Annotated in this window: 10 protein-coding genes; 3 read left to right on the top strand and 7 right to left on the bottom strand. The window is 67.3% G+C overall.

Annotation, left to right across the window (positions count from 1 at the left end; genetic code table 11):
* Entirely contained in the window at positions 1-4314 is a 4314-nt protein-coding gene (gene rpoC / locus R3E10_05520; protein MEZ4415195.1) for a DNA-directed RNA polymerase subunit beta', read from the top strand.
* 113 nt (positions 4315-4427) lie between these two features.
* On the opposite strand, the gene R3E10_05515 is transcribed toward rpoC, so the two are convergent.
* From R3E10_05515 to R3E10_05490, 6 genes are all read right to left on the bottom strand, one after another.
* Complete coding sequence (locus tag R3E10_05515; GenBank protein ID MEZ4415194.1) at positions 4428-8324, bottom strand: Ig-like domain-containing protein; 3897 nt, start codon at positions 8322-8324, stop codon at positions 4428-4430.
* 408 nt (positions 8325-8732) lie between these two features.
* Positions 8733-9824 (bottom strand): acyltransferase, encoded by a 1092-nt coding sequence (locus R3E10_05510; protein MEZ4415193.1) that lies wholly within the window; start codon positions 9822-9824, stop codon positions 8733-8735.
* A 254-nt stretch (positions 9825-10078) separates the two neighbouring features.
* Positions 10079-13957 (bottom strand): Ig-like domain-containing protein, encoded by a 3879-nt coding sequence (locus R3E10_05505; protein MEZ4415192.1) that lies wholly within the window; start codon positions 13955-13957, stop codon positions 10079-10081.
* Between the two features lie 335 nt (positions 13958-14292).
* Complete coding sequence (gene asnB, locus R3E10_05500) at positions 14293-16179, bottom strand: asparagine synthase (glutamine-hydrolyzing) (GenBank protein MEZ4415191.1); 1887 nt, start codon at positions 16177-16179, stop codon at positions 14293-14295.
* A complete protein-coding gene (locus R3E10_05495) occupies positions 16179-17300 on the bottom strand; it encodes a glycosyltransferase (protein ID MEZ4415190.1) in 1122 nt (373 codons plus the stop codon). Before R3E10_05495 ends, asnB begins: the two co-directional genes overlap by 1 nt.
* Complete coding sequence (locus tag R3E10_05490) at positions 17297-18682, bottom strand: O-antigen ligase family protein (protein ID MEZ4415189.1); 1386 nt, start codon at positions 18680-18682, stop codon at positions 17297-17299. Before R3E10_05490 ends, R3E10_05495 begins: the two co-directional genes overlap by 4 nt.
* 376 nt (positions 18683-19058) lie before the next feature.
* Here R3E10_05490 and R3E10_05485 point away from each other — a divergent pair, with 376 nt between their 5' ends.
* Positions 19059-20210, top strand: coding sequence for an acyltransferase (locus tag R3E10_05485; GenBank protein MEZ4415188.1), 1152 nt, complete (start codon positions 19059-19061; stop codon positions 20208-20210).
* Between the two features lie 8 nt (positions 20211-20218).
* On the top strand, positions 20219-21343 hold the full coding sequence (locus R3E10_05480; GenBank protein ID MEZ4415187.1) for a nucleotidyltransferase family protein: 1125 nt from the start codon (positions 20219-20221) through the stop codon (positions 21341-21343).
* Position 21344: 1 nt separating this feature from the next.
* Here the strand turns inward: R3E10_05480 and R3E10_05475 are convergent, their stop codons facing one another.
* Positions 21345-23267 (bottom strand): diguanylate cyclase, encoded by a 1923-nt coding sequence (locus R3E10_05475; protein ID MEZ4415186.1) that lies wholly within the window; start codon positions 23265-23267, stop codon positions 21345-21347.
* Positions 23268-23501 lie beyond the last annotated feature (234 nt).

Below are 23501 nucleotides of genomic sequence, written 5' to 3'. Positions count from 1 at the left end.
ATGATCGACTTTCCAAGGTCGCGAGACACGCGTAGCTCCGACTTCGACTTCATCCAGATCCGGATCGCGTCGCCCGACGAGATCCGCGGTTGGTCGTACGGAGAGGTCACCAAGCCGGAAACGATCAACTACCGGTCGTTCAAGCCCGAGCGCGACGGTCTGTTCTGCGAGCGGATCTTCGGCCCGGTGAAGGACTGGGAGTGCCACTGCGGCAAATTCAAGCGCATTCGCTTCCGCGGTCACGTCTGTGACCGCTGCGGAGTGGAAGTGACGCTGTCCAAGGTTCGCCGCGAGCGCATGGGACACATCGAGCTGGCTGTGCCCGTGGTGCACATCTGGTTCTTCAAGACCCTGCCGAGCCAACTCGGCTACCTGCTCGGCTTGACGCTCCGAGACCTGGAGAAGGTCATCTACTACGCGTCGTATGTGGTGACCAACCCCGGGAAGCAGGACGTCGAGTTCCAGCAACTCCTCGACGAGGACGAATACTACGACCTCCGAGTGAAGGCGCGTGAAGAGGGCGACGACGAGTTCCGTGCCGAGATCGGTGCGGAGGCCATTCGCACGCTTCTGAAACTTCTGGACACGCCGGAAAAGAAGATCCAGGAGCGCAACTCGGACGGACGCGGCATCGACCGCTTGGCCGATTGGTTGCGAAATGAGATCGCCACCGAGACGTCCCAGCATCGCAAGAAGAAGAAGCTGAAGCGCCTGAAGGTGGTCGACGCCCTGCGTCACTCCGGGGATACGCCCGAGAGCCGCAATCGGCCCGAGTGGATGATCATGGACGCGGTGCCGGTGATTCCGCCGGATCTGCGCCCGCTGGTGCCGCTGGATGGGGGTCGCTTCGCGACGTCGGACCTGAACGATCTGTACCGTCGCGTCATCAACCGCAACAACCGGTTGAAGAAGCTCATCGACATGCGAGCGCCGGAGGTCATTCTCCGCAACGAGAAGCGCATGTTGCAGGAGGCGGTCGACGCCCTGTTCGACAACGGACGCCGCTCCAAGGCCATTCGCGGGCGCGGCAAGCGGCCACTCAAGTCGCTGTCCGATATGCTGAAGGGCAAGCAGGGGCGCTTCCGCCAGAACCTGCTGGGCAAGCGCGTGGACTACTCGGGCCGCTCGGTGATCGTGGTGGGACCCGAGCTGAAGCTGCATCAGTGCGGCTTGCCCAAGGCCATGGCCGTGGAGCTCTTCAAGCCGTTCATCATCCATGAGCTGGAGAAGCGGGGCGAGGCCGAAACGGTCAAGCGCGCCAAGAAGATCGTGGAGCGGGACGATCCGAAGGTCTACGAGGTCCTCGAGGACATCATCAAGGACCACCCGGTGCTCCTGAACCGCGCACCGACGCTCCACCGTCTCGGCATCCAGGCCTTCGAGCCGGTGCTGGTCGAGGGGAAGGCCATTCGCATCCACCCCCTGGTCTGCTCGGCCTTCAACGCCGATTTCGACGGCGACCAGATGGCGGTGCATGTGCCTCTTTCGTTCGAGGCGCAGTTGGAGGCGCGCGTGCTGATGCTCTCCTCCAACAACATCCTGCTGCCGTCGAACGGCCGGCCGGTGGCGGCGCCGACGCAGGACATGGTCATCGGCTCCTACTACCTGACCAAGCCACCGCTGCAGATGGCGGACCTTGAGCGGGTGGCGGGAGACCGCCGGGCCGCCAAGGCCGCGCGCAGCAAGGCCGAGGAAGAGCTGGACACGCTCTATGCTGCGGCTCCGCGCTTCTCGACCTTCGGTGAGGTGGAGATGGCCCTGGCTACTGATGCCGTGGGCTTCCACGACCTCTGCTATTTCTGGGTGGGCGGGGATGATTGGGAGACGGAGGACGGCGAGGGCCGCTGGGTCCATACGACCGTGGGGCGCGTGCTCTTCAACTCGATCGTGCCGAACGACCTGGGCTTCCTGAACGTGACGTTCGGGAAGAAGGAGCTCGGAGATCTGATCTTCCAGTGCTTCAACGAGGTCGGCCTGCTCCGTACCACCGAGTTCCTGGACAACCTCAAGGACTTCGGCTTCCGCTACGCCACCATGGGTGGCGTCAGCGTCGGAATCGAAGACCTGGAGATTCCGCCGGAGAAAGAGGAGATCCTCCGGGACGCCGAGGAGCAGGTGACGCGGTTCCAACGCGCCTATTCGGCCGGGTATATCTCCAACGGCGAGCGCTACAACAAGGTCATCGACACCTGGACCCACGCGAACAACGACGTCGCGGAGGCCATGGTGAAGCACCTGGAGCGGTCGAAGGACGGCTTCAACCCGGTGTACATGATGATGACCTCGGGAGCCCGCGGAAACCGGGACCAGATGCGTCAGCTGGCTGGGATGCGCGGCCTGATGGCCAAGCCACAGAAGAAACTGACCGGGGGCATCGGCGAGATCATCGAGAGCCCCATCAAATCGAACTTCCGTGAAGGCCTCACCGTGGTCGAGTACTTCATCTCGACGCACGGCGCCCGCAAGGGTCTGGCGGACACGGCCCTGAAGACCGCTGACGCCGGGTATCTCACGCGCCGCCTCGTCGACGTGGCGCAGGACGTCACGGTCGCGACCGAAGACTGTGGCACGATCCTCGGCTTGGAGATGGCCGCCTTGAAGGAAGGCGAGGACATCATCGAGCCGCTGGCGGACCGCATCGTCGGAAATGTTGCGCTCGAGGACGTCTACGACCCGATCGATGGCGAGTTGTTGGTGCGCGCCGGGGATCTCATCGATGATGAGGTTGCCGAGGCGATCGATGAGGCGGGGATCCAGACGGTGCGCATCCGCTCCGTGCTGACCTGCGAATCGAAGCGCGGCGTCTGCCAGAAGTGCTACGGCCGGAACCTGGCCACCATGAAGATGGTGGACATCGGTGAGGCGGTGGGAATCCTGGCGGCTCAGTCGATCGGTGAGCCGGGTACGCAGCTGACGCTGCGCACGTTCCACATCGGTGGTACGGCGGCCCGTATCGCGGCGCAGACGCAGCGTCGCTCCAAGATCGAGGGGATCGTGGCGCTGGATCGTGTAACCACGGTCGAGACGCCGGACGACGAGCGCGTGGTCACGTCCCGAGAGGGACAGATCGTCCTCAAGACGAAGGAAGGCCAGATCCGCAGCCGCCTGGCGGTGCCCTACGGGGCCACCCTGGCCGTGGAGGAGGGTCAGGCGATCAACGGTGGCGACCTGCTGTTCAGCTGGGATCCGTACTCGGAGCCGATCGTGGCCGACACGGCCGGTCAGGTGCGCTTCGTCGACATCATCGACGAGCAGACCATGCGCGAGGAGCTCGACGAATCCACGGGTCGCCGGCAGTTGGTGATCATCGAAGACCGCAACAAGTCCCTGCACCCCATGATTCAGATCTGGAGCACGGGGAAGAGCTCGGAGAAGCTACGCGAGTTCATCATCCCGGTGGGGGCAAACCTGACCGTACGGGATGGGGACACGGTGAGCCCTGGCGACACCGTGGCCAAGATCAGCCGCGAGGTCTACAAGACCAGAGACATCACGGGAGGTCTGCCGCGGGTGGCCGAGCTGTTCGAGGCGCGGCGGCCCAAAGATCCAGCCGTCATCACCGAGATCGACGGGTCGGTGTCCTTCGGGGACATCAAGCGCGGCAAGCGCGAGGTGGTCGTCACGCCCGAGAGCAGCGAGTCCCGCACCTACGAGGTGCCGGTCGGGAAACACCTCCGGGTGCATGAGGGCGACCAGGTGCGGGCTGGAGACCGGATCTCGGAAGGTCCGATCAACCCGCACGACATCCTGCGGATCAAGGGTGCGCGCGCGGTGCAGGAGTACCTGCTCAACGAGATCCAGGAGGTCTACCGCCTACAGGGCGTGAAGATCAACGACAAGCACATCGGAGTAATCGTGCGCCAGATGCTTCAGAAGGTGCGCGTGATGGACCCCGGCGACACCATGCTGTTGGAAGGGGATCACGTGGACCGGGTCGAGTTCCGGGAGATCAACCAGAAGGCCCTGCTGGAGGGCCAGAAGCCGGCCCGTTCCGAGCCGTTGCTGCTTGGGATCACCAAGGCCAGCCTGACCACCGAGTCGTTCATTTCGGCGGCTTCCTTCCAGGAGACCACCCGGGTGCTGACGGACGCGGCGGTGCGGGGCGCTCGGGACGAGTTGTCCGGACTGAAGGAGAACATCATCATCGGTCACTTGATTCCCGCCGGTACGGGCGTCCACCGCTACAACGAAGTCGAGTTCATGGTGGAGCAGTCCTACTACGACGAGGAGATCCTGCCGCTGGCCCAGCCGGAGGAGTTCAGTCTCGGGTTGGCGGGAGACGACGGGAGCTTCGAGGAGTTGGGCGCCGAGTAGCTCGAGGCATTCGCGCGGGCCGCTCGGGCGCAAGCCGAGCGGGCCCAGAACGGACGAAGGGGGATGGGCGATTCGCCCATCCCCCTTCGCCGTCTCTGCCTTTCAGCGTTGCGTCAGTTGGCTCCAGCGGTCTTCGCGTTGAACTGCGCGATGTCGGCGCCGGTCCCCTGGTAGGGGCTGGAGCCGCTCAGCTGGTAGTTCCCGCCGCTCACGTTGGCGAACCCGACCTGGCTCACGTTCGAGGGGAAGTGATTGCCGTTCGGGTAGAGGTTGGCCTTCCCGGTCACCAGCACGTTGTTGCCGAAGACGTATCCGGGAGCATAGTACTCCAGGGCCGCCGTGCCCTCGCCCTTGCCGCTCCCGATGATACCGTATTGGCCAAGCACGGTGAGGTTGTTCTGGTAGACGAAGTTGGGCGCGGGCGTGTTGCCATCGAACAGCATCAAGGCCTGTCCGGCGAATCCCGTGTTGTTCCGGATGGTGACATTCTCGACGTTGTTCAGCAGCTGGAAGAGGCGCCCCTGGCCGCCGAAGGAGCTCGCCGCCCCGATCTGGTCCAACACGTTGTGCTCGATGAGCACGTTGTTCTGCACGAGGGCAGGGGTGGCCTGGAAGCGGGCCAGCATGTTGATGCCCTGCGACGAGTTCCGGATCAGGTTGTAGCGGATGGTCACGTGCTCGACCACGGCCCAGGGCGCATTGCCGCCCTGGTTGAGGCTCTGCATGACGATGGAGAAGCCGGACTGGGCGTGCACCCAGTTGTTCTCGAGCACGTTCCCCTCGAACAGCACCCGCCGTCCCATCTTGAGCTCGAAGTGGTTCTTGACGGTCCACTTGGAGCCCTTCCACGACAGGGGCTTGAACAAGTGGTTGTGCCGTACCTCGATGTCCGAAGGCACCAGATTGGGGATGTTCGGGTCGGCTCCACCGAACATCACGTTCTCCCCCGCGCCCTCCAGGTAGTTGTTGACGATCTTGAAGGGGCCCGGCGCGTTCCACCCCAGGATGGCCTGGGCGTCCTGCCCCTCCGCGTGGCAGTCCGACAGCCACGAGTCGATCACTGCCGAGGGCGACGCGTTCATCTCGACACACCGCTTCGCGTGCAGGTTCGGCTGCCCATGGATGTACATGCGGTCGAGGACGATGTCGCGCGGCACCTCGGACAGGGCGTCCTGCATGGCCCCGGACCCACCCAGCTTGACCGTGACCCAGCTGAGTGGAGCGGCCGCGTCTGTCGTCACCTCCAGGCCCATGATGCGGTACTGACTGGCTCCTGGGCGGACCCACAGGGCCGGGTCGGTGTTGGGGCTCACGATCTTGGCGAAGGCGCTCGCCACCGTAGGCGTGACCCGTGTCCCCTCGGCGGGGAGGGTCATGTCGGTGGTGAGGACGATCCACCCGCTACCGGCCTTGGCGGGAAGATCGAAGTTCCCGACGAACACGGCACCCGGCTGCAGGGCCAGGATGTCGCCCCGTTGGGCCTGGTTGATGGCGGCCTGCAGGTCCTGCCCGGCCCGGACCTGGATCCGGCGGCCGGTGGGGGCCTGGTAGCTCGTGTTGATATAGGTGCGTGGGAGCTCGGGAGCTCCACCAGCGGGTGGCGGAGGTGGCGGGGGCGTGCTGGAGGACACCACCGTCGCGTTCTTCTGACCGGTCATCGAGGGCCCCGCCAGGGCCATGGAGCTGGTGACGTGGGCCGTGGCCACGACCGCCGCGGAACCGGGGGCCACCGCCGTGGCTCGGCCGGAGCCGTCCACCTGCAGGACCGACGGATTGGAGGAGGCCCAGGTGAAGCTGACGAAGGGCACCGGGCTGCCCCCGGGGTCACGCGCCTCCGCCGAGAACTGAACCGTGCTTCCGCTGGTGAGGTTGGTACTTGGAGCGGAGACGACCACCTGTGATACGAGTTGGCGCACCTCCACGGCCACGCTGTCGCAGGCTCCGATCAGGCAGGCCACCACGACAGACGAGCCCACCGCCCGCGCCACCACCCGACCCAGCTGGTCGACAGAGGCGACCGAGGGAGTGCGCGACGTCCAGTTGGCTCCGCTGGTCACAATCTTGACTCCGTTCGCATCGTACGCGGCGGCGCCCAGAAGGAGTGCGCCGCCCAGTGTATTCAGCGACGTAGAATCTCCCGTGATCCGGACACTGACGACCGGGGCCGAGACGGTCAAGGACGATGTCCCGACCACCCCGCCGGCGGCTGCCCGGATCTGCGCGTCTCCCGCTGCCTTTGCGAGAACCAGACCAGCAGAGGAGACGGTCGCAACGCCCGCATTGGACGTCGTCCATGTCACACTCACACCGGTCACTGGGTTCCCCGCCGCGTCGACCGGAGAGGCCAGGAACTGCCGCTCCTCTCCGGGGCTCAGCGAGGTGGATGCGGGGGTGACCCGCACCTCGGCCACGCTTCCGGCGCTGGCGATCGCCACGACCGCGACCGGGCTGAGGGCTCCTGCCGAGACCGTAAGCTGTTGCGTTCCCGCAACGGCTCCGAGGGTCCATTGGACCGAAGCCCGACCCAGGGCGTCCGTGACGGTCACGGGAGCGCTGAGCGACCCGCCGCCGCGAGCGACCTGCCATGCGACCGACACCCCCGGAAGGCCCTGGCCCGCCGCGTCAGTGACCTGAGCGACGATCGGCTGGGGCAGGGGGCTTCCAGCGACCCCGGATTGTCCGGCACCCGAGGCGATGCGCAGTGCCGACGGCCCGGACTGCACGACCGTGACCTGGGCGGTGGCGGTGCGGCCGCCGGAGCGTGCTTCGACACTGGTCTGGCCCGACGCCACACCCACGACGGTTCCGTTGTCCGCGTTGATGGAGGCAACGGATGGATCGGCGGCCTTCCAGCTCACCGACTGTGCGTCGGTCAGGTTGCCGAAGCGATCGCGAACGGTCGCTGTGAACCTCCGGCTCTGACCGACCCCCAGGTCGGCGGCGCCGGGCTCGATCTGGACGAGGAACGGCTGACCGGGCTTGGCTCTGGCGTTGAACCAGACCTCGTAGCCGTTCTCGAGCTTGGCCACGGCGCGTTGATCGCCCGAGACCTCACCGAGCTTCCAACTCACGCGGACCACACCTGCTGCATCGGTGTGCGCGGCGACCAGCGCGGATGAGGTGGGGCTCTGGCTGCTGGCCGCGCTACCGGCGCCGTGCACGAACTCCCACGTCACGCCGACGTTGGCCGTGGCGGAGCCGTTCTCGTCGATGACCCGCACGGCAAGGTCGGACCCCAACAGCGCACCTACCTCGCCCTGCTGGCCTTCGCCGCCGAGGATCTCCAGCCGAGACCGGCTACCGCTCCGCTTTCCGACTGCGCGGAGAAAGATGTCTGGGAGGCCGCCCGCAGAGACCTTGAGTGCGTTGTCCCCGGGGTTGGCGCCCAAACGCCAGATGACCTTGGCGCTCCCATCCGCGGCAGTGAGGACTTGCGGTGAAGAGACACTGCCTCCGCCCAGTTCCACAGTGAACTGCACCGCCATGCCGGCGACCGGCAGCCCACCTTCGTCCACGACGCGAACACCAATCGAGTCCAGCGCCGATCCCACCGCCCCTTCGGCTGCCTTGTCGATGAGCGGTCGCAGCGAGGCGGGCCGGGGAGCAACGGACACGACCGCTTGCGCGCGGCTCTCGCCGAGCGCGGCCGTGATCGTCGCAACTCCCGGGTGCCGCGCGGAAACCGCGCCCCCGTTGCTGGCGGTAGCGATCGCGGGGCGGTCGCTACTCCAGACAACCTTGGAGCTGTTTGGAAACGAGGAGAGCTCGCGTCCATCCCGGGTACGCAGCGTCAACTGCAGCGAGCCGGTGGCGCCCTGTTGGAGCTGCAACTCCACGGGCGACACAACGAGGTCGCCCTCGACGGGCGCATCCAGATCGAATGACGGTCCCAGTGAATCGGAACCGCATCCGGTGCTGGTGAGGAGCAGGAGGGCTGCGAGCGTCGCATGAAGGCGAGTGCGAGCGACGGATGAAACGGAAGAACCGATGCCGCGAATCGTGTGAGTCATTGCAAAACGGTGATGCGTTGGAGCTACGCTGACCCCGGGGGTGGTGCCGTTGTTTTGTAGCAGGGGCGCAACCTGTGAATGACGTTTCGTGTGGTTCCGTGGCAGGCATGATTCAGACCCATGCGGTCAGCTCGCGACGCTCGGCCACAAAGCCCACCGCTACGCGACGTTCGTCCTTCGATGCGGGCTTGCGACAGGTGACTGATGAACGCAGCGATGGTCCTTCTTGCCGTCGCGCGAACTCAGCGTGGGCTCGCCGCCACGACGTCAGCCGCGCGCGCGCGCCTGGTAGTGCCGGTCCCCCGGTGTCGGGGGCGCTCCGGTGCGGAGGTCGAGGGTCTCGGTCTCTCCGGTGGCAGAGGAACCAGAGACGAGAGGAGAGGGGGGGCTTCCGGCCGAACCGGAGGCCTAGCGCCGTTCCAGAGAGAGGGGTCGCTCCACCCACAAGAACAGTGCGGCGCAGGGGATGATCGAGAAGAGAAAGACCGGCATGAGGAGCAGCCAGAATCCCGCGGCGTTCGACCAGGAGGCTGGCCAGACGCGGGCGATCACCTCCATCGCCATCCGCACGGCGAAGCCGTGCAGCAGGAAGTAGGAGTAGCTCATGTTCCCGAAGCGGCGCAGGGGCGTCAGCGAACAGAAGCGTGCGAACGGGCCCAGGCCCCGGATCGACTCCATGACGACGAAGAAGTAGAGGATGAACAGCAACCAGAGCCGCCAGCGGCTACTCATCTGCAGCTCGAGGATCAGGATCATCCCCACGAACGACAGCAGCAGGGCCGGGATACCCAGCGCGGGCCAGTGTCGATTCCCCCTGGCCAGGAGGGCATCGGACAACAGCATGCCTGATCCGAACATCAGCATCTGGTAGGGCGCGCCGCGGACGGTGCGCATTCCCAGGAAGACGAGCACGCACAGCACCGAGATCACCACGAGACGGGTGGCAGGAGCCCAGCGCCGAAGCTGGAAGACCCACACCACGAGCGGAACCGCCAGGTAGAAGCAGAACTCGTAGCTGAGCGACCAGGCCACGGTGATGATGGGCTCGATGTCGAAGATCCCAGGCAGGAGAAACAGGTTCTGGATCAGGTAGACGACCTGCGCTCCCGGGTCCGACGGCAGCTTGGAGACCGAAGGGAGCACCCAGGACACGACGACGTACAGCGCCAGCACAGCGAGAAACGTCGGGTAGATCCGCTGGATACGGCGACCCAGGTAGGTGGGGAGCGGCCGGGGGCGGCGCACCAACATGCGGTAGATCAGGAACCCCGAGATCACAAAGAAGAGGTCGACCCCTGCGTTGCCGATGGAGGCCATATGCCGGGACACGAAGGCGCTGACGCTCCCCGAAGGGAGCCACACTTCGAACAGAGCCGCGTAGTGGACGAGGAAGACCAGAAACACCGCAATGGCGCGGAGTCCCTCCATGGCCTGGAGGGTCTTGACGTCTCCGTGCCCTGGCTCGAAGGCCTTCCAGAAGCGATCCAGCGTGTCCCGCACCGATCTGTCCCTTGCCTTGACTGGGGGGTCACCTCGGGGATGAGGCGAGAATGCGCCATCATAGCAGACTCCGCGCCAGGGGGGTCGGGGCGGAGCGGGGGAGGATGCCGAAGGGGCGAGCGTCCCGCAACGGGCCCACGGCCGGTCTGGTGGCGGTCGGCGCTGCGGGGAGCCCTGCTCGTGCGAGCCCTGACGCACGAAGGGCCCGGAGGCGGTGCCTCCGGGCCCTGGACCTGCGCGTCGCTTGCCTCGGCCTAGCGGGCCCCGGCGGTCGCGGCGTTGAGGGCCGGGATATCCGCTCCCCGGCCGGCGTAGGGGCTGGAGGCGGACAACTGGTAGTTGCCCCCACCCACGTTCTGGAAGCCGACCTGACTGACGTTCCCCGGGAAGTGGTTCCCCGACGGATAGAGCGAGTTCTTCCCGGCGATGATGACATTGTCCGAGAACGTGCCACCGGGCGCATACTGGGCGAGCGCGGCCGTTCCTTCGCCTGCGCCACTGCCGATGATCCCAAACTGTGTGAAGCTGACGATATTGCCCTGGAACACGAAGTTCTGCGTCGGGCTCGCTCCGTCGAAGAGGAGCACCGACTGACCCGCGAATACGGTGTTCCTGCGGATCGTGAGTGAGCGGATATCATCCAGCACCTGGAAGGTGCGCCCCTGCCCGCCGAAGCTCGAGGTCGGTCCCATCCGGTCGAGTACGTTGTGCTCGATCAAGATGTTGTTTGCAGCCTGGGCGGAGGTGGCCTTGAACCGCGAGAGCAGGTTGATGCCTGCCACGCTGTTGCGGATGAGGTTGTAGCGGACGGTGACGTGCTCGACGACCGCCTGCGGCGCGCCCCCACCCTGATTCAGGCTCTGGAACACGATCGAGTATCCCGTCTGGGCCTGGATCCAGTTGTTCTCGAGCACGTTCCCCTCGAAGAGCACCCTCCGCGCCATCTTCAGCTCGAAGTGGTTCTTGACTGTCCACGCGGTGTTCTGCCAGGAGAGCGGCTTGAAGAGATGGTTGTGCCGGATCTCGATGTCCGAGGGGACCAGACCGGCGATCGAGGGATCGGCGCCACCGAACATGACGTTCTCGCCAGCACCCTCGAGGTAGTTGTTGACGATCTTGAACGGCCCTGGCGCGTTCCACCCCAAGATGGCCTGGGAGTCCTGCCCCTGGGCATGGCAGTCGGAGAGCCACGAGTCGATGACGGCTGCGGGCGACGCGTTGATCTCCACGCAGCGCTTCACGTGCATGCTGGTGGGTCCGTGCACGTAGACGCGGTCGAGGATGATGTCTCGCGGCACCTTGGAGAGGCTGTTCTGAGCGGCCCCCGAGTCGCCCAGCTTCACGATACCGAAGCTGAACGGTGCCGACGACGCGACGCCGACCTCCACGCCCATGATCCGATACTGGCTGGCTCCGGGCTTGACCCAGAGCGCCGGTGAGCTGCTGGCGGCTTCGATGCGCGCGAAGTTGCTCGCGCTCTGCGGTGTCACCCGCGCACCCGCTGGAGGGAGGGTCGTGTTCGTCGTGATGACGATCCATCCGCTCCCGGCCTTGGCCGGCAGGACGTAGTCGCCACGGAAGGTGGCTCCGGCGTCGAGCATGAGGATGTCACCGCGCTGCGCGTTGTTGATCGCCGCCTGCAGGTCGTCTCCCTGTCGAACGCGGATCGTGCGGCCACCGGGAGCCGTATAGCTGGTGTTGACCCAGCTACGCGGCAGGTCGGGTGCCCCACCGACCGGCGGCGGGGGCGGTGGCGGTGGGGGCGGAGCGCTTCCCCCGCTCACCGTCACCGAGACCTGTCCGTTGACCGAGGTGCCCTGAGCCGTCGCCCGTGCGGTGATGGTGGCACTGCCGGTGCTCACCCCTGTGATCGCGCCAGCCGCCGATACGCTCACCACGGAGGTGTTGGAGCTGGAGAACGTCCAGGAGGCGCCCTGAACCGCGTTTCCGCGTGGGTCCACCGCCTTGGCGCCCAGAGACTGGGTGCTGCCCATACCGATCGAGAACGAGTTGGCGCCGAAACTCACCGCGTTGGGGATCTGACGCACCGTGACGCTGAGGCTGTCACAGGCGCCCGAGCAGGCCACGATGCGGGTGGACCCATTCGACTTCGAGGTCACGCGTCCCAGCGCGTCGACGGATGCGACGCCAGGGTCGCGGCTGACCCAGTTGAACGAGCCGCTGATCTTCCCGCCGCTCGCGTTGTACGCCTGGGCGGTGAACTGCACCATATCGCCAAGAGCACTGAAGTTCGTCCGCGGTGCGCCCATCTGCACCCGGCCGGCGCCCTGCGCCACGTTCACGGTGGCGAGACCCCGAACGGACCCTGCCTGGGCGTACACGAAGGACTGACCGGGAGAGATGCCGTCTACGGTTCCCTTCGGGCCCACGCGGGCGACGCCCACGTTGGTGCTGCTCCACGTGAAGGTGGTGCCGTAGATGGGGTTGCCCTGTCCGTCCAGCAGCTGCGCCTGCATCGGGACCTCGTCACCCGGCTGGATGGAGAGAACCGAAGGGAGGACGCGGACCGTGCGGGCGGCTGCGGCCGTGGCTTGTGCCACGAACGTCACCGCAGTCAGTCCGCCACCGCCGGCCGTCACGCGTTGCACTCCGGCTGCGCCGCCCAGCGTCCAGGAGGAACGCGCGGTACCGGTCTGGTCGGTCGTGGACGAACGGGCCGACAGCGAGCCGCCACCGGAGGCGACACCCCAGGTGATGCGGATTCCGGGAACCCCCCGGCCCTGTCCATCGACGACCCGGGCCGCCAAGGAGGTTGGAAGCGTCGTTGAGACCTGCCCCACCTGGCTGTTCCCGCCCGCGACCAGGATGCGGCTGGCTCCCACCTGCAGCACCCGGACGGTGGCGGTGGCCGTCATGGTCTTGGTCTCGGCCAGGATCTCGGTCGTACCGACGGACACGGCCACGACCTCACCAGTCTTGCTGACGGTCGCGACAGCCGGGTTGGCCGAGCTCCAGCGCGGATCGACGCTGATCTTGTTCCCGAAGGGATCGTACGCGACTGCATCGAGGCTGGCCCGGCGGCCGGGCTCCAGGTCGAGCGCACCTGGGGTGATCTCCACACTGGCGATGACTTTGGCACTGGCCTTGGCCTCGAACCACGCCGAGAACCCGTTGGGAAGCCGCGCAACCGCGCGATGCGTCCCGGACTCGGTGCCCAGGCGCCAGCTGACCTCGGTGAGGCCAGTGTTGCCGGCGGTGGACTTGGCCTGGAGCAGCGGGAGGCCCTCGGAGTCCGAGGCGGAGGTGGCCGTGACCAGAGAGCCCGCGTCCAACTCCCAGGAGACCTCCTGGCCCGTAACCGGGTTCCCGAATTCGTCGACCACCCGGACCTTCAGCGGCCGGTCGAGAAGTTCGCCCACTTCACCCTCCTGGCCGTCGCCGTCGACCGGTTCGAGCCGGAGGCGATCGGAGGTCGGTTCGACCTGAGCGCTGAGGTAGATCTCGTCCAGTCCGTCCGATGCGACTCGCACGGCCTGGAGACCGATGTCCCCTCCCAAGCGCCACGAGACACGCGCGATGCCGGAGGCGTCGGTGACGACCGTCTTGGGAGAGACGCGACCGTCTCCGAGCTCCGTCGAGAACCGCACCTCGAAACCGGCGACCGGCAGGCCCCCTTCGTCGATCACCTGAACGCCGATGCTGTCGCGCAGTGTGGCACCCACGGTGCCGAGCATGGTGAGATCCATGAGCGGGCGCAGCGCGGCGGGGCGCGGGAGCACCGTCACGAAGGCACTCGCCGTGCGACCGTCCAGGGTGGCGGTCACGCGCGTCTCACCGGGCAGCTTCGCGGAAACCGAGCCGTCCTTGGCGACGTCGGCGATCGCTGGCCGGTCCACCGACCAGACGATGCGCTCGCTACCCGGGAACGACGACAGGTCGACCCCGGTGAGGGTGCGCATCAAAGGCCGGACCCACCCTGACTCGCCGTTGGTGAGCAAGAGCTCCACCGGCTCGACCACGAGGTCGCCGTCGACGGGGTTGTCCAGATCGAGCGTCGGTCCGAGGGAGTCGGAGCGACAGGAAGCCAGAAGGAGAAGGAGAAGAAACGTGCCGAGCAGGGGGTGTCTCGTGTGGAGGCCCGTGACCGAGCTCCCGATGAACCGGTATTTCACTGCGCTCTTACACCCACGGTGGGAGGTTTCAAATACGGCCGCGGCACTGCGGGACACATGCGTTGACGACGTCATGTGGTGCAGGTGCGCGACAGGGTCGGGTCACGAGCGCCGGACTACTGCAACACTCGGGCCCGACCTGCGCGGAGCCCCGAGAAACCTCGGTTCCCGGCACCGTAGGCGCTTCTGGCGCAGTAGCCTACGGAATCAGGTGTGGCGCGCAGGCCTCAGGTTTGCAAAATCGTGCCAGACCTGCGCGAGTCGGGTCAGGGGTGCATCACCTCGGCACGCCGGCGGGCTGGAAAACGCTTGTTTTCTGGCGGAAACAGACGGCTTCAGGCGTCTGCGGCACCCAGCAGGCTAGGGTCGGGAGTGGGGAGGGGGCTGTGCCGCGACTCCAGCCAGAGTTGCAGGACCAACAAGCGCCACAGGAGCGTGCTGTGGTCACGGCGACGCTCGTCGTGTTCGCGTCGCAGTCGCAGCACCGACGCTCGGTCCACCCACTCCTGGATCTCGGCGTTGGGGCGGGTCAGAGGCTCGAGGCGGTGGCGCAGCTCGTTGCGAAGCCACGGCTTGAGGGGCACCGCAAAGCCCTGTTTCGCCTTGCGGAACACACGCTCGGGCAGCAAGTGCCGGACGGCTTCGCGGAGGATCCACTTGCCTTCTCCCCGGACCTTGAGCTCGCTGGGGATGCGCATCGCGAATTCGACGAGCCGGTGGTCGAGCAGGGGGACGCGGGCCTCCAACGAGACGGCCATCGACATCCGATCGACCTTGGTGAGGATATCCCCGGGGAGGTAGGTAAGGAGGTCCACGCTCATGAGTCGATGGGCGAGGGTGCCCGTCGGGACCTGAGCGAACCAGGGCTCGAGGCAGCGCTCGAAGTCGGGCAAGCGCGCGAGGAGATCGGGACCCGCGACTCCGCCCTCGCGCGGGTCGAGGGGATAGGCGACCTGGGTCGCGTAGCGGCCCTCGATGCGCCGGCCGAGATCCAGCAGCCGATTGCGGCCCAAGGTGGCATGCGGCAGGCGGCGCGCGAGGGCGGCCAACGGCCTGCCGAGAAGGGTCGGGAGCTCGCGCCTACGACCCAGCGTTTCGATGTAGCGCGTGTAGCCACCAAACAGCTCGTCACCCCCGTCCCCCGACAGCGACACCGTGACTTGCTGTCGTGCCAGTTCAGAAACAAGGTATGTGGGGATGGCCGACGAGTCTGCGAACGGTTCGTCGAAGCCGAGCACGACGGCTTCGATCAGTGCGTCCACGTCGGGCCGCACGGTCAGCTGTGTGTGCTGTGTCCCGAGCGCTTCAGCGACTGCGCGAGCGTCGTCCGCCTCATTGAACTCGCGCTCCTCGAAGCCGATGGAGAACGTCTTGAGCGCGCCGGTCTTGTGACGCGCCATATGCGCCACCACGGTCGAGGAGTCGATGCCTCCGGACAGGAACGCGCCCAACGGCACATCCGCCACCAACCTGGCGCGCACGGCGTCGTCGATCAGGCGCCGGATCTCTTCGACGGCGGCATCGCGGTCGATGGTCGGATCCTCCGCTCGCAGTGGGCTCCAATACTGCTCGACACGCAGGCCCTCGCTCCGTGACCAGAGGAGCCGGTGTCCGGGCGGGAGCTTGTGTACGCCGGCATAGATTGAAAGCGGGTCGGGCACGTATCCCAGGGAGAGGTACTGGGCCAACCCCTCTGGATCGATGGGCTGGTCGAAGAACGGCAGGCAAGCGATGGACTTCAACTCGGAAGCGAAGACCACTCCACCGTCGACGGGCCAATAGTAGAGCGGCTTGATGCCCATGCGATCGCGCGCCACGAAGAGCTGCTGGGCCCGCTCGTCCCAGATGGCCAGGGCGAACATGCCATTGAGGTCGTCGACGACCTGAGGGCCACGTTCCTCGAAGCGATGCAGGATCACTTCGGTGTCGGTGTGCGTCCGGAAGGTGTGGCCCCTGGCTTCCAACTCCCGGCGGAGGCCCTGGAAGTTGTAGATCTCCCCGTTGTAGACGATGGTGGCATTGCCGTCTTCGCTGGAGATGGGTTGGTGCCCACCCGCGACGTCGATGATGCTCAGCCGTCGCATCCCCAGCGCCACGTCAGTGGCGAGGTGGAAGCCTTCATCATCGGGCCCACGGTGCCGGATCACGTCACACATGCGTTGGAGCTCGGCGCGGCCGTTCTGCCGCCCCGAAAGCCCGGCCCAGCCTGCAATCCCGCACATCAGCGTGCTCCCAGGAGACTCAGGTAAAGGTCGTGCAGGCTCCCGATCGCACGCTCGGCCGTGAACGCTTCAGCCTTCTGCAGTGATGCCTGGCCCATGCGCGTGCGTAGCGCCGCGTCGGCGAGCAGCGGCTCCAAGGCCGCTGCGAACGCACTTGGGTCCGCCGGGGGCACCAGCACACCGTTGACACCATTCTCCAGCGCATCGGGGACGCCGCCCACATCGGTCGCGACCAGGGGACGCCCGAGGGCCATGGCTTCCAGCAAGGTGTTGGGGAAGCCTTCGCTCTGCGAACCGAGCAGAGAGACCTCGAACAGAGCGTGCCAACTCGGGCGGCTGGGCTGCTTCCCCGCGAGCAGGACCCGCCCTTCGAGCCCCTTCGCGCGGATCAGCTCCCTCAGTCGGGATTCCTCGGGGCCGTCTCCCACGAACACCATGTGCACATCGGGATGGCGGTGGGCCAAGCGGCTGAACGCATCCACGAGGCCGGCGTGATCCTTTTCCGGCCGCAGGCGAGCGACCGTGCCGATGAGGCGGGCCTGAACGCCGACGCCCAGCTGCTGTCGACGCTCTGCGATCCATGCGGCATCGGGAGGTTGGAAGGCAGCACGCTCGACGAAGTTGGGGATCACGTGCACGCGGGCCGGTTCCACGCCATCCTCCGTGGTGAGGATACGCGCCACACCGTGGGAATTGGCAAGCACGGCGTGGGCAAGTCGATAGGAGAGGCGGTTCAGGGGCCCCAACTCCGGACGCACCGGGGTCTTCCACCAGCGGCGGCTGGCTATGACCGCCGGCACGCCGGCCCAGCGCGCCACAGGCACGCCGAAGACGTTGTCATAGATGCCGTGCGCGTGGAACACCTGTACGCGCTGTTCGCGGAGGTAGCGGACCAAGCGTCGCGCTTGGCCGAGCGGGGGCGGCTTGAAGAGCGAGCCGATCTCGAACGGAACGATGGGGATGTCCAACTCGCGGTAGCGATCGATGAGGCGGCCGCGCGTAGACAAGCAGACCACCCGGAGGTCGAACCGACTGCGATCGATCCGCTCGGCGGTTCGAATGGTGTTGAGCTCGGTTCCGGCTTCCTCGAAGCTGTCGACGCAGAAGACGACAGGAATCATCGCACGGAAGCGACCCGGGGAAGAGGAGTAGCGCCTGGTGTGGCCAGACGTTGTCGAGACTCTACTCGGGCTTGGGCCAGGGAGCGTTCCGCCAGGACCGCGCCCGACCAGAGGACCGCCAGGTGCACGTACAGGAAGGCCAGCTCTTCGTAGGATGCGAAGACGCCTGCCATGAGAAAGCCCACCATAGCGTTGCGCAGGTAGCGCAACTGGAGGGCGCGCTCCGGATCGATGCGTCGGAGTCGTTTTGCTGCGCGGCTGATCCGAAGCATCACGCTTCCGACCAGGCCCAGGAACAAGGACAATCCCACGATCCCGGTTTCGCCCAATAGCCGCAGATAGGTGGAGTGTGTGTCTCGGGCCCCGCGGGCGCCGGGGAGCAGGTCCTGCCGTCCCCGACTGACGCGGGAGTGTTGCAGGGGGTAGGCGCCCAAGCCCCAGCCCGTGACGGGGCGGCCCGCGAAAACCTCGATGGACACCTTCCAGATGGTCCACCGTCCGATCGCGGAGTTCTCCGGATCGGCCTCCTCGATGGAGTCGGCTTCCACGAGTCCGATGAAGCGGTTCATGATGTCATCGGGCGTGAACATCGCGACGATGCCACCCAGGAAGAGCACCGCGGCGATGGCGCGCAGCTTCTTTCTCTGGTTGGCCAGGGAAAGCAAGCCCATCCCGATGAGTGCGAGCATGGCGCCGCGGGACTGCGTGATCACGATCACGAAGGCGCACACCCCGACGGATGCCACGGCGCCGAGGCGCGCCAGCTTGTGCCCGCGCTCGCCCATCATGTACAGCGCGCACGCCAGAGGCAGGAAGGTCAGCCCGGCCAGGTCGTTGGGGTTCTCGTAGATGTAGAGCCAGATCGCCCGCCCGAAGACCGTGTAGGCACCGGTGGCCCAGAAGAGGATCGAGCCGCGGCCCGGGTAGAACAGAAACGACCCGAGGAACACCAGGAGGAACATCCGGAACCGGTTCCAGTCGCTCAGCACGTTGAGCGCCACGAACATGATGATGCCCGCCTTGGTCAGCTGCTCCAGGGAAGTGGCCACCACGCCCTGGAAGGGCGACATCATGTAGCCGACCACACACCAAAGCACGAAGATGGTCAGCAGAACGGCCGGCTGGGGGAACTTGAGCTTGTGCTTCTCGAAGGGGAGGCCCAACAGGGCGACGACCATGGCTTCGGTGCCCACCATCAAGCGCATGGTCACCAGCGAGAAGATGTAGACCAGGAAGGCGACGAAGCTCACGGACCAGCGCACGCCGCGGAACCAATCGAACAGTCCCATGCCTCCGTCGCGCACGCGCTCGGCGAGACGCCGACCCCCCATGGGGGGTCGCCGGAAGTCGGCGGGAAGGGGCTGGCTCAGGCTGCGTTGCATGGTCTCCGTCGGTCCTGGGGAAGGCGGGTCAAAGTTCGCCTTGCCGGCGGGCGGCGCAAACATCCCGCAAGAACACTGCCCGACCGGCCGGGCCTCGCCGCCCGCCAGCGGATGGGGGCCTGGTCCGCGAGCAATGCGCGGACGGGCGACCCCGGAAGGAGAGCGGGGAGCGCGCCCGGGAGCGGCCAGACGCGCCCAGCCTGTCGTCCGCGCGCGGCGCGTGTTGGAGAGACGAGACAGCAGGCCGGCCGGTCGTGAGTCGGAGCGGGGCCTGGCCCTCGGAGCAGAACTTGCACGCCGGAGCGAACGAGCGGGAGCTCAACTGGCGGCTCCACCCCGTACCTCTAGATTCGGGACCATGATGGCTGGAACACCGGTGCGTGGCGCCGGATCCGACGGCGCGGCACCCCTTCAGGGCCTGCCCAGCAACCTGCGCGAGGGCCTCGCCTTGGCCCACATGCCGGCGCTGGACGGCATCCGTGCGGTGGCCGCCTTCACGGTCGTGTTCTACCACGCCGGCATTCCCCTGGTCCCGGCAGGGCAGGGCGTCCTCGCGTTCTTCGTCCTCAGTGGATTCCTGATCACCTGGCTGCTGCTCCGGGAAGACGAGGCGACGGGCACCATCTCACTCAAGGGGTTCTACGCACGTCGCAGTCTGCGGATCTTCCCGCCGTTCATCGTCTACTGGTGTGTGGTGTTGGTGCTGCTGCGGGCCACCGGAAACGCGGTCCACGTGCCTCAGGCCATCGCATCGTTCCTCTACGTCAACAACTACTACCAGGCACTCACGGGTGACCCGAACACCCTGCTGAGCCACACCTGGTCCCTGGGCGTGGAAGAGCAATTCTACCTGCTCTGGCCTGCCGCATTCATCGCGTTGCGGCACGACCGCCGGCGCCTGGCCAGGGTGCTGACCGGGATGGTGGTCGCGCTCTGGGTGTATCGCGAAGTGATGGTGCTCGGCGTGGGTATCGATCAGGGCTACGTCTACGAGGCGTTCGACATGCGGGCCGATCACCTCCTGGTCGGATGCCTGATGGCGGTGACCCTGCGGGCGGGCCTCTGGCCGGGCCTGTGGCGTTTCCTCACGGCGGCACCCGCCCGCATGGTGGTGACGGCGCTGCTTCTGATCCTCAGCATCGCTGCCGCGCACGTCGTCGGCGGTCGCTATCGCGACGTGGTGGGCTTCATCCTGGACCCGGTCCTCATGGCCGTGCTGATCGTTCAGGCCATCGCCTTCTGCCGCTCGCCGGTGGCGAAGTGGCTGAACTGGGGCTGGATGCGGTATCTGGGAGCGATCTCGTACCCCGTGTACCTCTACCATCCCCTGACGGTGGCGGTGGTCGACAAGGCGCCGCTGCGGGGCGTGCCGTACCTGGGGTTGGTGCTGCTGCTGACCACGCTCGCGGCCGCGGGGTCCTACCACATCGTGGAGCGCCCGATGCTGCGCTTGAAGAAGCGCTTCGCGGCCAGCGTGCCCCGCCCGCAGGCGGCGTCCCGGGCGGCAGGGACCCCCGTCGCGCCCTGAACTCGGAGATGCCCCTGGCCGACCGGACCGAGGAAGCGCGCTCCTGGGTCCTCGACCTCCTGGCGGGTAGGGCTGGGCCGGCGCCCGAGGAGCTGCGGCCGACCCTCCTCCCCATCCTTCGTCTTCACCGCCTGGAGTCGTTGGCCTGGTGGGAGGCGGACCCCGGCTGGACCGCGCTGGAAGGGGCCGCGCGCGCAGTCGCGGTGCGGAACGGCGTGCTCCTGGAGGCGGTCGCAGGGGCTCGTTCGGACCTCGCCGCAGTGGGCGTCGCCTCGCTGGTCTTCAAGGGAGCGGCGCTGTTGCTCGACCGCGTGTACCCGAGCCCCGGGGCCCGGCCCATGGACGATGCGGACCTGCTCGTGCGTCCGGCGCAGGCCTCCCTCGCGGCCGCCGCCCTGCAGCGGTACGGATTCCAGCCCTGGCGGCCCTGGTCGGATCGGTTACCGGAGTGGGCGGACTCACTCCCCTTCGAGGGGACCGGGGCGCCCGTGCCGGTCACCTTGGATCTCCACTGGCGAACCGAATACGGGCGCATGCGCTTCGGGTCCGGAGACAGCCCCCTGTGGACTGCGGCCGGTGGAGATCGTCCGGTCCCACCACCGGAGACGCATCTGATCGTCGTGGTGGAGCACGTCCTCAAGCACCTGCGGGTCGGCGCCCACCTGCTGGGAGTGGCGGACGCCGCGCGCCTGGCGACGCGCGTTCGGGACTGGGACGAGGTGGTCCGGGTGGGAGGCGCACGCCGGAGTGCCCCTGGGGTGGCGGCCCTCCTGGCTGCTCTCTCCGCGGAGCTGGGTGCGCCGATTCCGGCGGAAGTTCCCCCGCGGCTCCAGCGTACCGCCGGGGGGCGGGGCGATGGGTCATGGGTCGGGATCGGGTCGTGGGTCGGCCGGCAGCCCTCGCCGGCGCGGCGCTGGTCCGGGCTCGGGCAGCGCATCCGGATGGCGGCGACGCCCGGCCGAGCGTGGGAGGAACTGAGGGAGACGGCCTTCCCCGACGCCCGCTGGCTGCGAGCCCGCTACGACTCGGGGGCTCCCGTGCCGGCCCTCTGGGCCCGATACGCCTGGGCCAGCCTGCGCTGGCTGGTGGCCGGCGGCCGCTCTCCGCTGGATCCCCCGGGTCCGGTGGCCTGACTCAGCTGGCGGCCGCTGGCCTGGGCGGGGCCAGGGAGGCGCCCGAGCCGGTTCGTTTGGAGGTGTACATGGCGGCGTCCGCGGCCCGCAGAAGCTCCTCCATCGCGCTTCCGTGCATCGGAAACAGCGCGATTCCAATGCTGGGCACGACCTCGAGTCGCGTCGACGAGTGCGCGATCGGGGCGCCCACCACGTTGCGAATGCGCTCGGCAAGACCCAGCGCTTCTCGAGGGGTCGCCTCGGCGACCAACGCTACGAATTCGTCGCCGCCGATGCGGGCGATCAAGTCCTCCACGCGAAGACAGCGCACGAGGCGAGCCGCGACCGTCTTGAGCGCTTGGTCACCGGCCTCGTGGCCCCACGTGTCGTTGATGGTCTTGAATCCGTCGAGGTCCAGGAAGAGGAGCCCGAGTCCGCGGCCCTCCTCGGAGGCGGAAGCCAGCAGCGCCTCGGCGTCGTCCTCCAGACCTCGCCGGTTGAGAAGGCCGGTGAGGGGGTCCTGGCGCGCGTGGGAGACCATGGTCATCTCCCGCTGCTTCTCCTGGGTGATGTCGACGAAGGTGACCAGGACGTCCCCCCCAAGGGGGCTGCTGGTCACGCGGAACCAAAGGGGGGACTCACCGCCAGCCTGGACCACCGTGTCGACGCTGCTCCGCTGGTCGGCGACGCGACGGAAGACATCGAGCAGCACCGCCGTATGAGGAGGCCGCACCTCCCCCAAGGTCCTTCCAAGGAGCGTGTCTCCGGGCGGAGCCAGTTGGCGGTTGGCGGAGGGATTGGCGAACACGCAGGAAAAGTCCCGGATCCGGCCCTCGGGAGCACGGATGGGGCGGAGTCGGACGACGCCGTTGGGCGAGCTCTCGAGGACGGCTCGCATCATGGCCTCGCTCTCGTGCAGCCCCCACTCGGCCCGGTACCGCTCGCTCACGTCGCGCAGCACGAGCACCCGCCCCAGCGAGGACCCGTCCGGGCCCGCGATCTCCGAGGTCTCGCTCTCGAGGTAGCGATCGTCGGGTCCCCGGACCGCCGAGCGAGTACCCGGGGCGACCGGAACGAGCCCCAGGCCGTTCCGGTCGAGGACCGCGCGCGCGAGCTGGCCCAGGAGAGGACCGGAGCCTTCGCCGAGGAGGCGGCGCGCGGGGCCGTTGGCGTCGACGACGCGGCTCTGGCCGTCGATCAGGACGACTGCGTCCGCGACGGCCTCGAAGGCCCCCCGCATGGCCAGGGGCCTGGCGCGGTAGAGCTGGAAGCCGAAGAACGCCCACGCGTAGACGAGGGCCGTGACCGCGAAGGCCAGCGGCGTCTGCTGCAGGTCGGGGAGCTCAGGACGAATGTTGTAGACGATGTTGACCGCGAAGGGCACGGCGCTGCCCGCCAGCAGGGCGGCCGCCTGGGGCCGGGTCAGGTGCCGGGCCCGGAACAGCTCCAGGAGCAGTGCCAGCTGTCCGGCCGCCAACAGGCCGTACATGTATGGGGTCTGAATCCAGACCCACCAGGGGCCCCAGGGAGTTCGCACGCCCGTGGTCGGGGGTGTCGGGGGGTGGGCCCACATCCATTCATGCCACGGGTTGGTCCATATCAGGCCCAGGGAAAGCAGGGGAACCACGGAGAGCGCCCAGACGAGTGCTCCACCCGCGGGCTTCCCCCGCACCAGGTGCAGCGCGAAGAAGAAGAAGCCCAGCACCGCGCCGAGGATCCCGATGTACTTGTAGTCACGGGCCAGCAGGAACAGGGTGGGAGAACTGGCGAACAGGATCTCGGCGGCGGAGCCCGTCAGCCAGATCGCCGTGGAGAAAAGGGCGGCGGCCATCGGGGGGGCGCCGGGCTCGTACCGGTTTCGCACCACCAAAGCGCCCAGCGTGGCCTGTACCGCGGAGATGGCGAGGAGCACTGCCGCCAGATGCAGGTGAAGGGAGGGGTCCATGGTCGGACAGGGCTCCTGGGTCCCGAGGGCGGTGCTTCCGACCGGCGCGCCCGGAGGCGCCGGGAGGCGGGGCGAATGTGAGGGGCTCGACCGGCCTCCGCCAGTCTCTTTTACCGCTCCCCCGGCGTTGACACCCCTCAACACCGCTCCTACCTTATTCAGTCTCCCTTCCCGCCGGATCTCAGGGTGGGTCGCGGGGGCAGAAAAAGACGTAGATCAGCGGGGTCCAGCGCG

This window comes from Gemmatimonadota bacterium (assembly GCA_041390105.1).
Taxonomy (GTDB): Bacteria; Gemmatimonadota; Gemmatimonadetes; order Longimicrobiales; family Gaopeijiaceae; genus JAGQIF01.
The sequence above is the reverse complement of the archived record's forward strand: the minus strand, read 5'-3'. Positions and strand labels throughout refer to the sequence as shown.

Coding starts and splice junctions, on each gene's coding strand:
- R3E10_05515 (MEZ4415194.1), bottom strand. CDS start 8,324: ATGACTCACACGATTCGCGGCATCGGTTCTTCCGTTTCATCCGTCGCT.
- R3E10_05495 (MEZ4415190.1), bottom strand. CDS start 17,300: ATGATTCCTGTCGTCTTCTGCGTCGACAGCTTCGAGGAAGCCGGAACC.
- R3E10_05480 (MEZ4415187.1), top strand. CDS start 20,219: ATGCCCCTGGCCGACCGGACCGAGGAAGCGCGCTCCTGGGTCCTCGAC.
- rpoC (MEZ4415195.1), top strand. CDS start 1: ATGATCGACTTTCCAAGGTCGCGAGACACGCGTAGCTCCGACTTCGAC.
- asnB (MEZ4415191.1), bottom strand. CDS start 16,179: ATGTGCGGGATTGCAGGCTGGGCCGGGCTTTCGGGGCGGCAGAACGGC.
- R3E10_05475 (MEZ4415186.1), bottom strand. CDS start 23,267: ATGGACCCCTCCCTTCACCTGCATCTGGCGGCAGTGCTCCTCGCCATC.
- R3E10_05490 (MEZ4415189.1), bottom strand. CDS start 18,682: ATGCAACGCAGCCTGAGCCAGCCCCTTCCCGCCGACTTCCGGCGACCC.